At 67.0% G+C, this 14,032-nt stretch carries 14 protein-coding genes and 1 pseudogene; 11 read left to right on the forward strand and 4 right to left on the reverse strand.

Annotated features, from left to right (window positions below; translation table 11 throughout):
- Positions 1–105: 105 nt before the first annotated feature.
- Positions 106–1,800 carry an MBL fold metallo-hydrolase gene (locus A3A5_RS0120185; protein WP_018312338.1) on the reverse strand — a complete coding sequence of 565 codons (1,695 nt, stop codon included), beginning with the start codon at positions 1,798–1,800 and terminating at the stop codon, positions 106–108.
- A 223-nt stretch (positions 1,801–2,023) separates the two neighbouring features.
- Between A3A5_RS0120185 and A3A5_RS0120190 the strand changes: the two genes are divergently transcribed.
- The 6 genes from A3A5_RS0120190 (at position 2,024) to A3A5_RS0120215 (ending at position 7,127) form a co-directional block, all read left to right on the forward strand.
- Positions 2,024–2,401 (forward strand): hypothetical protein, encoded by a 378-nt coding sequence (locus tag A3A5_RS0120190; protein ID WP_018312339.1) that lies wholly within the window; start codon positions 2,024–2,026, stop codon positions 2,399–2,401.
- A 215-nt stretch (positions 2,402–2,616) separates the two neighbouring features.
- Positions 2,617–3,957 (forward strand): short-chain fatty acid transporter, encoded by a 1,341-nt coding sequence (locus A3A5_RS0120195; RefSeq protein WP_018312340.1) that lies wholly within the window; start codon positions 2,617–2,619, stop codon positions 3,955–3,957.
- A gap of 41 nt (positions 3,958–3,998) precedes the next feature.
- On the forward strand, positions 3,999–4,295 hold the full coding sequence (locus A3A5_RS0120200) for a YciI family protein (protein ID WP_018312341.1): 297 nt from the start codon (positions 3,999–4,001) through the stop codon (positions 4,293–4,295).
- A 53-nt stretch (positions 4,296–4,348) separates the two neighbouring features.
- Positions 4,349–4,633: a muconolactone Delta-isomerase gene (gene catC, locus A3A5_RS0120205; protein WP_018312342.1), complete on the forward strand. Its 285-nt coding sequence runs from the start codon at positions 4,349–4,351 to the stop codon at positions 4,631–4,633.
- A gap of 39 nt (positions 4,634–4,672) precedes the next feature.
- Positions 4,673–5,452, forward strand: coding sequence for a 3-oxoadipate enol-lactonase (pcaD, locus tag A3A5_RS0120210; protein WP_018312343.1), 780 nt, complete (start codon positions 4,673–4,675; stop codon positions 5,450–5,452).
- Positions 5,453–5,711: 259 nt separating this feature from the next.
- Positions 5,712–7,127 (forward strand): DUF1254 domain-containing protein, encoded by a 1,416-nt coding sequence (locus A3A5_RS0120215; RefSeq protein ID WP_026200943.1) that lies wholly within the window; start codon positions 5,712–5,714, stop codon positions 7,125–7,127.
- A 70-nt stretch (positions 7,128–7,197) separates the two neighbouring features.
- On the opposite strand, the gene metE is transcribed toward A3A5_RS0120215, so the two are convergent.
- A complete protein-coding gene (gene metE / locus A3A5_RS0120220) occupies positions 7,198–9,576 on the reverse strand; it encodes a 5-methyltetrahydropteroyltriglutamate--homocysteine S-methyltransferase (protein ID WP_018312345.1) in 2,379 nt (792 codons plus the stop codon).
- A gap of 130 nt (positions 9,577–9,706) precedes the next feature.
- On the opposite strand from metE, the gene A3A5_RS0120225 reads away from it, so the two are divergent.
- Positions 9,707–10,630, forward strand: coding sequence for a LysR family transcriptional regulator (locus tag A3A5_RS0120225; RefSeq protein ID WP_018312346.1), 924 nt, complete (start codon positions 9,707–9,709; stop codon positions 10,628–10,630).
- Positions 10,631–10,648: 18 nt separating this feature from the next.
- Here the strand turns inward: A3A5_RS0120225 and A3A5_RS0120230 are convergent, their stop codons facing one another.
- Complete coding sequence (locus tag A3A5_RS0120230; RefSeq protein ID WP_018312347.1) at positions 10,649–10,984, reverse strand: hypothetical protein; 336 nt, start codon at positions 10,982–10,984, stop codon at positions 10,649–10,651.
- 151 nt (positions 10,985–11,135) lie between these two features.
- Between A3A5_RS0120230 and A3A5_RS0120235 the strand changes: the two genes are divergently transcribed.
- Complete coding sequence (locus A3A5_RS0120235; RefSeq protein ID WP_018312348.1) at positions 11,136–11,606, forward strand: Lrp/AsnC family transcriptional regulator; 471 nt, start codon at positions 11,136–11,138, stop codon at positions 11,604–11,606.
- Here the strand turns inward: A3A5_RS0120235 and A3A5_RS0120240 are convergent, their stop codons facing one another.
- Positions 11,607–12,137, reverse strand: coding sequence for a hypothetical protein (locus tag A3A5_RS0120240; RefSeq protein WP_018312349.1), 531 nt, complete (start codon positions 12,135–12,137; stop codon positions 11,607–11,609).
- A gap of 269 nt (positions 12,138–12,406) precedes the next feature.
- Between A3A5_RS0120240 and ribA the strand changes: the two genes are divergently transcribed.
- From ribA to A3A5_RS44120, 3 genes and pseudogenes are all read left to right on the forward strand, one after another.
- Positions 12,407–13,003, forward strand: a complete 597-nt coding sequence (gene ribA / locus A3A5_RS0120245) for a GTP cyclohydrolase II (RefSeq protein WP_018312350.1) — start codon at positions 12,407–12,409, stop codon at positions 13,001–13,003.
- Between the two features lie 179 nt (positions 13,004–13,182).
- Entirely contained in the window at positions 13,183–13,662 is a 480-nt protein-coding gene (locus A3A5_RS0120250) for a MarR family winged helix-turn-helix transcriptional regulator (RefSeq protein WP_018312351.1), read from the forward strand.
- Between the two features lie 45 nt (positions 13,663–13,707).
- Positions 13,708–14,032: pseudogene (locus tag A3A5_RS44120) on the forward strand (6-aminohexanoate hydrolase); the annotation flags it as partial.

Consider the following 14,032-nt stretch of genomic DNA (forward strand, 5'->3'; position numbering starts at 1 on the left):
AACTGAGCTACAGCCGCACACGAGAGGCGCCATTGTAGCGCAATTTCTGGTTTGCGCAAGCCCCCCGCCAAAAAACTTCAACTGGCCCCGATGCCCGTGCCGGCGCTACGCCGTGGCCGACCAGATGCCGTCCGCTTCCTGCGCCTTGCCGTCATCGCGCAGCTTGAGCAGGTGCGCCAGCAGCGATCGCTGCGCGACCGGATGCATGCGCGGCGGCACATCGTCATAGACGCGCAGGACCAGCTCGCTGACCAGTGCCGGGCCCAGTTGGCGCAGCGCGGCAGCGACCTTGGCCTCGCGCTGCAGCCGGTGCCGGACCAGGATGCGGATGGCGTCCTGCGGCCGCGCGATCAGGAAGCCATGCCCCGGCGCCAGCCAGTCGAGGTCTTCGTCCTGCAGCGCTGCGAGCGAGTCCAGGTAGGCGCGCATGTCGCCATCGGGCGGGCCGATGACGACGGTCGAGCCCTGCATCACGTGGTCGCCGGTGAAGAGTGTCTTTTCTTCTTCCAGCAGGTAGCAGAGGTGGTTCGAGGCGTGGCCCGGCGTGTGGCACACGCGCAGGGTGCAGTCCTCAGTGATGGCAAGGCGCTCGCCGTGGTCCAGTTCGCGCTGTGGTTCGAAGCTGGCGTCCTGCCACTGGCCGGCGGGCGCGGCACGCCCGAGCACCGTGGCGCCGGTGGCGGCCTGCAGCGCGGCGGCCGCGGGCGAGTGGTCCAGGTGGGTATGCGTGGCGAGGATCCAGCGGATCGGACCGGGTGCGGCAGCAAGGATGGCGCGCACGTGCTCGCCATCGTCCGGGCCCGGATCGATCACAGCCCATTCATTGCGCGCGCCGCCGCCTACCAGGTAGGTGTTGGTGCCCGGGCCCGTCATCACGCTGCCGTTGTTGGCGGTCACGCGCCAGACGCGCTCGGACAGCCGTACCGGCACGCCCGGTGCCAGCTCATAACGGCCGTGCGTGTTGCCGTCGGGATCGATGCGGGCGATCTCGGCGTAGCACGGCTCGTTGGGCATCACCGGGCGCACGCCGGCCGCGCCGGTGGCCAGCCGCGGCATGATGCAGGCAATGCCGCGCAGCTGCGAAAAATAGGCGAAGCAGGCCGCGGCGCTCTCAAACTGTGCGATCGAGCTCAGCGTGCGGCGCGTGACGTGCATCAGCGGCAGGCCGCTGGCGGGATCGGCGGCCTCGCCGGGGCGGGTCCAGCGGTGCTCCACGACCTCGGTGCCGTCGGGCACGGCCACCTGGCCTTCGGGGGCGATGGCGACAAAGAAGCGGGTATCGAAACGCTTGGGCAGGCCGGGCGGCGTCAGCCAGTAGCTGTGATAGGCGAGCCGGTCGACCGCCAGGCGCAGGCCCAGTTGCTCGCAAGCATGGGCCAGGCCGGGGCCGCCGCGCTGCACGGCCTCGCGCAGCAGCGCCTGCCCGGCGGCGTCGAGTTGGTGCGGCGATTGCAGGCGCCCGTCGCGGTCGCAGGCAAACAGCAGGCCGGCCTCTTCATAGCATTCACGCAAGGCGGCCAGGTAGAAGTCCAGGCCGCTGGCCGGCAGGCCCAGGCGTTCGCTGGCAAGGGCGTCGTCCAGGCCGTGGGCATGCGCGTGCAGGGCGTTGTCCTGCGCGTCGAGCGTGCCGCCGGGGAAAACGTAGGCGCCGCTGCTGCGGTCGTTGGCGCGTTCGACGCGGCGTACCAGCAGCACTTCCATGCCGGCCGGCGCATCGCGCACGACGAGCAGGCTGGCGGCGGTGCGCAGCAGGGGGGCAGGGGTGGCAGTGCGGTTGCCGCTTGTCTCTGTGGTTGTCATTGTGTCGGCATCATGGTTGTGCTGGCGGCGCGCAACTGGCCGGAACCCGGGGGCGCTGCCGCGAGCCATAGTTTAGCCGCGTTCAACGATTCGCTATCGCCGGGGATTGCCGGGCTGCCGGGGCGCGCCGGCTTTGGCTTTTCCGGCCAGAGGCAGTAATCTGATAGCTCCGCTTCACTTTTTGGGGTGCCCGTTGCCGGCGCCCTCTTCGGAGGAGGTCCGCGTGATCCGAGCTTCTTGCCTGTGCCTGCCGCTGGCGTGCCTGCTGGCCGCCTGCGAAACGCCGCCGCAGATGGCACCGCGCCCTGTGCCCCCGGCCACCACCCGCATCACCGTCGATCCACAAGCCGCATCCAGGGCCGCGTCCACCGCCTGCGAGCCGGCCGTGGCGGAAGCCCTCAAGCGCCGCTACCCGCAGCCCGGCAGCGTGATGCTGATGGTCGACCGCGAGCAGTACTACGTGGGCCCCAATGCGCAGACCTCGGTCAACGGTGAAGGTGTGTTCGAACCTGACGACAGTTCGTCGGCGATCGGCTTCCACTATGCCTGCCTGTACAACTCGCGCACGGGCAAGGTCGACGATGTGCAGATGCGCTATTGACCCTGCCGATCCGCCGCATTGCAGGGCGCCTGTGCTGAAAATTCCAGGCCGCAAATTCCATAATTGTTGTGTGAAACGACGGTAATCCCGCTTCCCCATTTCCTTGACCTACCAGTCGACCGGCCATTAGGATAGCCACGCCCTTTTGCAAAGTTCGCATATAGAACTGTAGTTCTAATGACGTAACTTTGGCTGACACTGGAGACAAGGAAACCATGAGCAAGATCGCCGGGTTCTTCACCGAACTCATGCGCCGGTACCTGCCGGATCCCTTTGTATTTGCCATCGGCCTGACCTTGCTGACGATGGCGCTGGCGGTGACGGTGCAAGGGCAGGCAGCCCCGGCCGTGATCACCAGCTGGGGCAAGGGATTCTGGAACCTGCTGGCATTCACCACGCAGATGGCGGTGATCCTGGCGATGGGCTATGTGCTGGCCACCGCGCCGTTCACTGACCGCATGCTCGACCGCATCGTCGGCGCGGTGCACTCGCCGCGCACCGCGGTGATCGTCGCCACATTGGTGGGCGGCATTGGCAGCTACCTGAACTGGGGCTTCGGGCTGGTGATCGGCGGCATCATCGCCAGGAAGCTGGCGCTGAAGGTCCGTGGCGTGCATTACCCGCTGATCATCGCGGCCGCGTACAGCGGCTTCACCCTGTACGGGCTGGGCCTGTCGGCCAGCATCCCGGTGCTGATCTCCACCCCGGGCCACCCGATGGAAAAGCTGATGGGCGTGATCCCGCTGTCTGAAACCATCTTCTCCGCGCCGATGCTGTTGACCAGCCTGGCGGTGATCGTCACGCTGCCGCTGCTCAATGCCTGGCTGCATCCGCGCAACCCGGCCGATGTCGTGGAGATCCGCCGCGACCAGGAACCCGCGAAGGCCGAGACCGGCTCGGCCCACAGCATGGGTGGCGAGAACACCCTGGCGGCGCGCCTGAACAACAGCCGCATCCTGAGCCTGGCCATCGGCCTGTGCGGCATGGCCTACGCGGTCATCTACTTCACGCAGGGCGGCTCGCTCGACCTGAACCTGATCAACTTCCTGATCCTGTTCGCGGGCGTGCTGCTGCTGGGCACGCCGGTCAACTACGTGGCCAAGCTGAACGAAGGCATCAAGACCATTTCCGGCATCATCCTGCAGTATCCGTTCTATGCAGGCATCATGGCGATCATGGCCGGCTCGGGGCTGGTGGATACGATCTCGCGCGTGTTCGTGGATATCGCCACGCCGCAGACGCTGCCGTTCTGGGGGCTGCTCAGCTCGTTCGTGATCAACTTCTTCGCGCCTTCGGGCGGTGGCCACTGGATGATCCAGGGCCCGTTCATGGTCGATGCGGCCAAGGCCATCAACAGCTCGGTCAGCCAGACCTCGATGTCGGTGATGCTCGGCAATGCCTGGAACGACCTGGTGCAGCCGTTCTGGATACTGCCGGCGCTGGCGCTGTCCAAGCTGAACCTGAAGGACGTGATGGGCTACACCGTGATCATGATGTTCTGGGTGGGCCTGATCTACATTGCCGCGCTGCTGCTGTGGGGCGCGCAGATTGCCTGACTTTGACCCGCGGCCAGCGTGCCGCTGACAGGAGGACTGCCATGCCGTACCTGATCGAAACCGTCGACAAGCCCAATCACCAGCAGGTGCGCCAGGCCACCCGCGCCAGCCACCTGGAATACCTGGAAACCAACAAGGCGCTGCTGCTGGCCTGCGGCGCCAAGCTCAACGACGATGGCTCGGATGCCGGTGGCGGCGTCTATATCGTCGATGTCGACACCCGCGACGCGGCACAGCAATTCATCGACGCCGATCCGTTCACGCAGGCGGGCCTGTTCGCCGAGGTGCGCATCGTGCGCTGGCGCAAGGCCTATCTCGACGGCGTGCGCCATCTCTGACGAGGCAGCCCACGCTGCCTCCATCCCACCGTACCCCCAGACCAGGAGACCCCATGTTGTTCATGGCCGAAATGACCGTCAAGATTCCCGCATCGCTCGATCCGCAGCTGGTAGCGCAGCTCAAGGCCGACGAGAAAACCATGTCGCAGCGCCTGCAGCGCGAAGGCAAGTGGCGTCACCTGTGGCGCGTGGTGGGCCAGTACGCCAACGTCAGCATCTTCGATGTCGGCGACAATGACGAACTGCACACGCTGCTGACCGCGCTGCCGCTGTACCCGTACATGGAGATCAAGGTCACGCCGCTGGCGCAACACGGTTCGGCCATCGCGCCGAACTGAGCGCCCGCCACCCAGCCCCCTGATCCTGAGCCAAACGCCATGCCATACGCCGACCTCGCCAACGTCCGACTGCATTACCGCCTCGATGGCGCCGAGCACCTGCCAGTGCTGGTGCTGTCCAATTCGCTGGGGACCAGCTTCAGCATGTGGGAGCCGCAGGTGGCGGCCTTCAGCCAGCACTTCCGCGTGCTGCGCTATGACACGCGCGGCCATGGCGAGTCGTCGGTGCCGGCGGGTCCGTACAGCATCGCGCAACTCGGCGGCGACGTGATCGCGCTGCTCGATCACCTTGGCATTGGCGAGGCCAGTTTCTGCGGCTTGTCGATGGGAGGCATCACTGGCATGTGGCTGGCCCTGAACCATGGCCAGCGCCTGCAGAAGCTGGTGCTGTGCAATACCGCTGCCTATATCGGCCCGCCGGAGAACTGGACCAACCGCGCCGCGGCGGTCGAGCGCGACGGCGTGGCATCGATCGCGGCCGCGGTGGTCGAAAAATGGATCACCCCGCCGTACGCAGCAGCGCATCCGGGGCTGGTGGCATCGCTGCGCGCCATGCTCAGTGCCAGCCCGGCCGCGGGCTATGCGGCCAACTGCCTGGCCGTGCGCGATGCCGACCTGCGCGCGGAAATCGAAAAAATCGCCACGCCGACGCTGGTCATCGCCGGCTCGGGCGACCTGCCCACGCCGCCGCGCGATGGCGTGTTCCTGGCGCAGACGATCCCGGGCGCCCACTATGTCGAGCTGGAGGCCGCGCATATCTCCAACCTGGAGCAGGCCGAGGCGTTCAGCAAGGTGGTGCTGGATTTCCTGACGCGCTGAGACCCGAGGCCGGGAAAGGATCCCGGCCGCAGCCATGGGGTGCGGCTTTCATCACTCCTTGTGGTGCTTTATGATTCACCCCTGACCGATGCCACTGGCGCTCGGTGCGCTTGCCCTCGCTTCCCGACTTCAGAGGAATTGACAGGTCACCGGCGCGCGGGACAAGATGCGCACGGAATAGATGCGCCTTCGGGGAGACATGCCGGCAGTGATAGCCGCAACGCCCGAAAAGCCGCAAGAACATTGGGAAAATGGGGTCATGAAGCCATCCTTTCGTCAACTGGCGAGCGCGGTCACGCTCGCCGTCATGCTCTCAGGCTGTGCGTCAGCGCCCGATCACGGGGCCAGCCCGGCAGTCGCCGAGCAACCGCCGTCCGACCAGGCCATGAAGGCCTTGTCCGCCGAGGTCTTCACCTTCGCCTATCCGATGGTGCTGATGGACGTGACGCGCGAGCTGATGACGCTGCGCACACCGGTTAATACCTTCAGCCACAAGCGCAGCTTCCCGGACGCAAGCTTCACCGACGTGGTCAGCCCCAATGCCGACACCCTGTATTCGTCGGCCTGGCTCGACCTGTCCAGGGAGCCGGTCATCCTGTCGGTGCCCGATACGCAAGGGCGCTACTACCTGATGCCGCTGATGGATGCGTGGACCAATGTGTTCGCGTCGCCGGGCAAGCGCACCACCGGCACCCGCCGCGGCAACTTCGTCATCACCGGGCCTGACTGGCGCGGCACGCTGCCCAAGGGCATGCAGGAGATCCGCTCGCCCACGTCGATGGTCTGGCTGATCGGCCGCACGCAGGCCGATGGCAAGCAGGACTTCCCGGCGGTGCACCGGCTGCAGGACCAGTACCGGCTGACGCCGTTGTCAGCCTGGGGCGGCGGGCGGCGCGTGCCAGAGAAGGCTGCGCCGCGGCCCACGGCCATCGACACTGAAAGCTCGCCCGTGGAGCAGGTGGCGGCAATGGATGCACAGGCCTTCTTCACGCGCTTTGCCGCCTTGCTGCCGGCCAATCCGCCGGCGCCAGCCGATGCCGCCATGGTCGACAAGCTCCGCCGCATGGGCATCACCCCCGGGGTGCCGTTCAAGACCACGGTGATGGAGCCCTCCACCGCGCGCGCGGTGCAGGAGGGCGCCACCGCGGCGCTGGCGGCCATCGTGCAGGGTGCGCGCAAGGGCAATGCCGATGCCGGCAACGGCTGGGTCATGCATCGCGACCTGGGCACCTATGGCACCAGCTACGGCCGCCGCGCGGTGACCGCGTGGGTGGGCCTGGGCGCCAACCTGCCCGAAGACGCGATCTACGCCTCCACCCGCACGGATGCCAACGGCAAGCCGCTGCAGGGCGGGGCAAGCTATGTGCTGCATTTCGCCAAGGACCAGCTGCCGCCGGTGCGCGCGTTCTGGTCGCTGACGCTGTACAACGACCGGCAGGCGTTCATTCCCAATCCGATCCAGCGCTACGCCGTCGGCAGCCGCGACCGGCTGCGCTACAACCGCGACGGCTCGCTCGATATCTATATCCAGCACGAGCGCCCGGCCGGCGCCAAGGCAGCGAACTGGCTGCCGGCGCCGCCCGATGGCCTGAACATGATGCTGCGCGCGTACTGGCCGGAGCAGGTGCTGCTGGACGGCACCTGGATGCCGCCGGCGGTGATGCGGGTGAACTGACGGCGACGCCATCGGCAAGGCAAAGGCCGCATGCCCACGCAGGCATGCGGCCTTTGTCATGTGAGCCGGCTCAGTGCGCGTGCGTGGTGCAGGTCGTGCAGGCGCCGGAGGCGTGGGGCACGGCCGCGGCGGTGCCCGCTGCCGTCCCGGTGACGCGCTTCCAGGTGGTGGCCCCTCGCGCCGCCAACTGCTCGCGCAGTGCCCGCGCCGCGCTGACCATATTGGCCAGCGCTGCTTCGGTTTCTTCCCAGCCGCGCGTCTTCAGGCCGCAGTCCGGGTTGACCCACAGCCGCTGCGGCGGCACCACCTCGCAGGCGCGGTCCAGCAGCCGTTCCATGGCCTGCACCGACGGCACGCGCGGCGAGTGGATGTCGTAGACACCCGGCCCGATCTCGTTCGGGTAGTCGAAGTCGCCGAAGCCTTCCAGCAGTTCCATCGCCGAGCGCGAGGTCTCGATGGTGATCACGTCCGCGTCCATGGCCGCGATGGCGGGCAGGATGTCGTTGAACTCGGCATAGCACATATGGGTGTGGATCTGGGTCTGGTCCTGCACGCCGCTGGCCGACAGCCGGAAGGCCGTGACGGCCCAGTCCAGGTAGGCATCCCAGTCGGCGCGGCGCAGCGGCAAGCCTTCGCGCAGCGCGGGTTCGTCGATCTGGATCACGCGGATGCCGGCCTGCTCCAGGTCGCACACTTCGTCGCGGATGGCCAGGGCCAGCTGGCGCGCGGTGGTGGCACGCGGCTGGTCGTCGCGCACGAAGGACCACTGCAGCATGGTGATGGGGCCGGTGAGCATGCCCTTCATTGGCCGCTCGGTCAGCGATTGCGCATAGCGGGCGGTATCGACCGTCATCGGCTCGGGCCGGTACACATCACCGTAGATCACCGGCGGCTTGACGCAGCGCGAGCCATAGCTCTGCACCCAGCCGTTCTCGGTAAAGCCGTAGCCGCACAGCTGCTCGCCGAAGTACTCGACCATGTCGTTGCGCTCGGCTTCGCCGTGCACCAGCACGTCCAGCCCCAGTGCTTCCTGCTTGCGCACGGCCACCGCGATCTCGGCACGGATGCGTTCCAGGTATTCGAGCGCGCCGATCTCGCCGCGCTTGAAGGCGGCGCGGGTCTGGCGGATGGCGGCGGTCTGCGGGAACGAGCCGATCGTGGTGGTCGGCAACAGCGGCAGCTGCAGCGCCTGGCGCTGGCGCTCGATGCGCTCGGCAAAGGGGCTGGCGCGGTTGGCCATCCCGGCGCTCACGGCTGCCAGCCGCTGCTGCACACGCGGGTTGACCACCCGGCGCGAGGCGCGGCGCGAGGCCTGCGCGGCGTCGGATGCTGCCAGCGCTTCGGCGACGGCGGCGTCGCCTTCATTCAATGCGCGGGCCAGCACGGACAGCTCGTCGAGCTTTTCGGTGGCGAAGGCGAGCCACGACTTCAGCTCGGCATCGACGCGCACTTCATGCGCGAGCGACACCGGCACATGCAGCAGCGAGCACGACGGTGCCAGCCACAGGCGCTCGCCCAGCGCGGCCTGCACCGGGCGCAGCGTGTCCAGCACGCGGCGCAGGTCGGTGCGCCAGGTATTGCGGCCGTCGATCACGCCCAGCGACAGCACGGCGTGCGCGGGCAGCGCGGCCTGCCACGTTGCCAGCTGTTCCGGCGCCCGCACCAGGTCGATATGGAAGCCATCGACTGGCAGGGCGGCGGCGCGCTGCGCATGGTCGGCGGCGGTGTCGAAATAGGTGGCCAGCAGCAGCTTGGGGCCGGCGGCGCGCAATGCAGCGTAGGCGGTGTCGAAAGCGTCGAGCCAGGCCGGCTCCAGGTCCAGGCACAGCGCCGGCTCGTCGATCTGCACCCATTCGATGCCGCGCGCCTTGAGCTGGCCGAGGATGCGGCGATAGCCCTGCAGCAGTTGCGGCAGCAGCGTCAGGCGGTCAAAGCCCGCCACATGGCTCTTGGCGAGCCACAGGTAGGTGACCGGCCCGATCAGCACCGGGCGGGCGCGCAGGCCAAGCGCCAGCGCCTCATCGGCTTCCTCGAAGAACCATGCCGGGCCGCCTTCGAACGTGGTCTCGGCGTCCAGTTCCGGGACCAGGTAGTGGTAGTTGGTGTCGAACCACTTGGTCATTTCCATGGCCGGCTGCTCGCGGTTGCCGCGTGCCAGCTCGAAGTACTGCGTCAGCGTGAGCTGTGCCGGATCGAAGCCGAATCGGCGCGGCAGCGCGCCCAGCAGCGCGGTCAGGCTCAGCATCTGGTCGTAATAGGCAAAGTCGCCGGTGGCGACCGTGTCCAGGCCGTGGCCGGCCTGCAGCTGCCAGTGGCGGCGGCGCAGTTGCGCGGCCACGTCGCGCAGCTCGGCTTCGGTGCGATCGCCGCGCCAGAACGCTTCTTGCGCAAATTTCAGTTCGCGGCGTTCGCCGATGCGGGGAAAACCGAGGATATGGGTGCGTGCCATGGATGTTGCTCCGGAAGATGTCTGGCGCACAGTGTCGGTTTGCCCGTAAAATGAATCAAGCGACAAGTTTTAAACAACATATGAATGGATTTCATATCAAGATGGGCTGGCGGCACGTTGGGGGCACGGCATGATCGAAGTCCGCCATTTGCGTTCGCTGGTGGCGATTGCCGAGTCCGGCAAGCTGGCCACCGCGGCCGAGCGCGTGCATGTCAGCCAGTCAGCGCTGTCGCACCAGATCAAGGCGATCGAATCGCACTACGGGCTGCCGCTGTTCGACCGCACGCGCCAGGGGCTGCGCTTCACGCCGGCGGGCGAACGCCTGCTTGCGCTGGCGCGCGAGGTGCTGGCCGCGGTCAGCGCGGCCGACCGCGATATCGAACGCCTCAAGGGCGACACCCGCGGCGAGCTGCGCGTGGTGCTGGAATGCCATACCTGCTTCGACTGGCTGATGCCGGTGATGGATGAGTTCCGCCGCCGCTGGCCGGAAGTGGAGGTGGACCTGGTGGCGGGCTTTCACGCTGACCCGATCGCGCTGCTCAGTGACGGCCGCGCCGACATGGTGATCGGCTCGCAGCCGGCGGCCCGGCGCGGGCTGGAGGTGGCGCCGCTGTTCCGCTTCGAGATCCTGGCGGTTATCGCCAATGAGCACCGGCTGCGCAACAAGCGCCGCATCGAAGCCGGGGACCTGGCCGGCGAGACGCTGATTACTTATCCGGTGCCCGAGCAGCGCATCGACCTGATCCGCGAGGTGCTGGAGCCCGCGGGCATCCGCCTGGAACGGCGCACGGCGGAACTGACGGTTGCGGTGCTGCAGCTGGTAGCCAGCCGCCGCGGCGTGGCGGCGCTGCCCAACTGGGGCGTGAAGAACTACGTCGACCACGACTACGTGCTGGCCAAGCGCATCGGTGCCAGAGGGTTGTGGAGCGAGCTCTACGCCACGGTGCCGGCGGCGATGGCGCGCCGGCCCTACGTGGCGGACTTTGTCTCGATCGTGCGCGATACGTGCGCGGCGCAGCTCGATGGGATCGAGCTGCTGCCGCAGGCCGCGTAGCCCGCGCAGCGGCCGGTATCAGGCGGTCAGCGCGAGCTCGCTGCCGGTGCGGCGCGTGACGGCGCGCGGCGCCGGGTCGGCCACGGCATCGCTGTCCGGGTCATCCACGTCGGCAAACAGCAGTTCCACGTCGAAACCATTGTCGAGGCGGCGCAGGAACAGCCACAGCAGGCCGGCATCCTCCGCCGTCAGAGTGGCATGCAGCACGGGCTGCCGGGCGGCGTCGAAGCTGAGTTGCGCCGGCGCCAGGCCGGTACGGCGCGCATTGGCCAGCACCCATTCCATGGCGCCGAACAGGTCGGCGGTTTCAAGTCGCAGCGAGAGGCGCAGGGTAGGGAGGGTGGTGGCTGGCATGTGTCGTTTCCGGCAGGTCGTTCGATAGGTAAATTTACCAGCCGTTACGCAAAATTGGCTTCTCTATTTTCTCTTGTATGGCTTGTATTCGAGAATAAACATCCACATATGGCAGAATATATGGATGTTTTTTTTCTAGTTAGCTATGGCTATGGCACACCCGCCCAAACTCGACGACACCGACCGGCGCATCCTGCGTGAACTGCGGCGCGATGGCCGCCTGTCCAATGCGCGGCTGGCCGAGCAAGTCGGCCTGTCGGCCACGCCCTGCTGGAACCGCGTGCGCGCGCTGGAAGAAAGCGGGGTGATCGAAGGCTACGCTGCGCTGCTGAACCAGAAGGCGCTGGGGTTGCCCGATACCGTGCTGATCGAGGTCACGCTGGAGCGGCATGACGACGACATGCTGTACCGCTTCGGCAAGGCGCTGGCGGAACTGCCGGAAGTGATGGAGGCTTACCTGCTGACCGGGGACTATGACTACCTGATCAAGGTCGCCGTGGCGGGGACCCAGGGCTATGAGGAGTTCCTGCGGCACAAGCTCTACAAACTGCCTGGCCTGCGCCACAGCCGCTCGACCTTTGTGCTGCGCACGCTCAAGCGCGAGCCTTCAGTCGAGCCCTGATCACGCTGTCCTGAGCACTTCGGCGGTAGTATTGCGCAGCGCGCGCAAGGCTTCGTGGCATTGCTGGGGTGTGGTCGGGTGCACCAGCAGCGCCCAGCGGCCATGCTGCACGGCCTCACGCACCGGCGTGATCACCAGTTGGTGGTCCGGCCGTGCGGTCATCAGCCCTGCCAGCAGCATGCCGAACACCAGGCCCAGGAAGATGGACGCCCCGGCGGCGAGGCCCGGGCTGTCCATGACGGCCTCGACCTCCTGCCGATGCAGGATGCCGACAATGGCCAGCCCGATCACGGTGCCCAGCGCACCCATCATCAGGTGCGAGCGCACCGCGGTGCGCGCGATGGCGTCGTTCTCGGGCTCCAGCTTGCGGCCGAAGTGGGCCTCGTATGGATGCACCAGCCGCACTTGCCCGCGCCTGAGGTGGGCCTCATGGCAGACCCGTTCGGCGGCGTCGCTGGCTGCCGACTTGGTGTCGAACAGTGCGGCGATCTTGGTACTGGCTTGCTCAGCGTTCAAGGGATTACCGGTCATGGCCTGCTCCTGCTGGGGCCGGGGGCCGCCGTCAGGTGATGCGCAATGCGCTTCGGATGCCTGGGAACGGCTCCGGCGATGTCCTTGTAAACTGAGTCTACCGACTCGCTTTAAGCCGCTGCATAAGTGGATCGCGCGTACTGCTGTAGGACTTTGCCGACGGCCGTCCCGCCTCGCCACGGCGGGGAATCCGAGCGCGAAGGCGCAATTCCGCTCATAATGTCGGCGGTGCCGGGCCGCGCCCCCGCCTTTTGACCAAGAATTCCGGTATGAATGACACAGAAATTGAGCTGATCGACTCGGCGCGCCTGCCGACGCGATTCGGCGACTTTACGGCGCACGCCTTCAAGGGCGCCGATTCAGGCATCGAACACCTGGCCCTCAGCGTGGGCGATGTGACGGGCGATGACGTCCTGATCCGTATGCATTCCGAATGCCTGACCGGGGACGTGTTCGGTTCCTGCCGGTGCGACTGCGGCCCGCAGCTCGAGCTCGCGATGGAAAAGATCGCCGCCGAAGGCCGCGGCATCCTGCTGTACCTGCGCGGACACGAAGGCCGCGGCATTGGCCTGGCCGAGAAGATCCGCGCCTACCGCCTGCAAGACGGCGGGCTCGACACGGTCGACGCCAACCTGGCCCTGGGCCAGGCGATCGACGCGCGCAACTACGCCTTTGCCGCCGACCTGCTGCACCAGTGGGGCGTCAAGTCGGTGCGCCTGATGAGCAACAATCCGCTCAAGGCCGCCGCGCTTGAGAAGGCTGGCATCACTGTCACCGAGCAACTGCGCCACATCGTGCCATCCAACGCCGAGAACGAGAAGTACCTGGCCACCAAGCGCACGCGCATGGGGCACCTGCTTGACTGATCGCGGTTGAGCACTTAAGGCAGCCGCCGCGCTGCCTGGACCGGCCCGCTGCCAGGAATCCTGGAGCGGGCCTTTTCTTTTGCCCGGCGATAGCCCGTCGAACCGTATTTACCCTTGGTTAGTTGCTGATGGAAACTATTGCCAATAGAATCTATTGGCCGCCTGATCACCGCGTTCCCATGTCCAACACTGCCAGCACCACGGATTCCATCCTGGAATTCATGTCGTTCCGCCTGAACCGCCTCTGTGAAATGACCAAGAGCTCTGCCTCGGGCTTTTACGAGCGCGAGTTCGGCATCGGCCTGCGGGAGTTGCGTGTGCTGCGCTTTGCCGGGCTGGAGCCGGGCCTCACGCTGACGCGCCTGATCGAGCTAGTGCTGCTGGAGAAAACGGTGACTTCCAAGCTGGTCACCGCGCTGGCAAAGCGGGGCCTGCTGCGCCGTGAGGTCGGCGAGGCCGATGCCAGGCAGTTGAACCTCTACCTGACAGCGGCGGGCGAAGCACTTGTCGCGCAGACGTACCAGCGCGGCGACGTGCTGGAGAAGATGTTCCTCTCGGTGCTGACGGAAGCGGAAGTGCAGACGCTGGACCGCTGCATCGACAAGCTGACCGCGGCCCTGATCGAGCACCAGCAGAGCGCGGATGCGCAGGCGGGCTAGCCCGCGGGCGGCAATCCCTCAATCAAAACAAAGCAAGGAGACAGCATGTCGTTGAAGACCTATCCGGAATCCTCGCGTCCCTGGCGCCGCCTGGCATGCATGGCGCTGTGCGCGGCCAGTCTGCCGGCCTGGAGCCAGAGCGCCGGCAGCACCGCCGGGAGTGCGGCCGCCCCGGCAGCCGCGGCGCCGACCCTGGTCGCCGCGCTGGAAAGCGACCCGAACCGCCTGGGCTGGATGCAGGGCTTCCCGCCGCCGCCGGACCGGCTGATCACGCATACGCCGGGCGCCGACAGGTTTCCGCGCAATCGCTGGCTGTTCTCGCATATCCGTGAACTGGTGCCGACCGCGTCTGTCTGGCGCGGCGCCGGCC

It is taken from the genome of Cupriavidus sp. UYPR2.512, from assembly GCF_000379565.1.
Lineage (GTDB): Bacteria > Pseudomonadota > Gammaproteobacteria > Burkholderiales > Burkholderiaceae > Cupriavidus.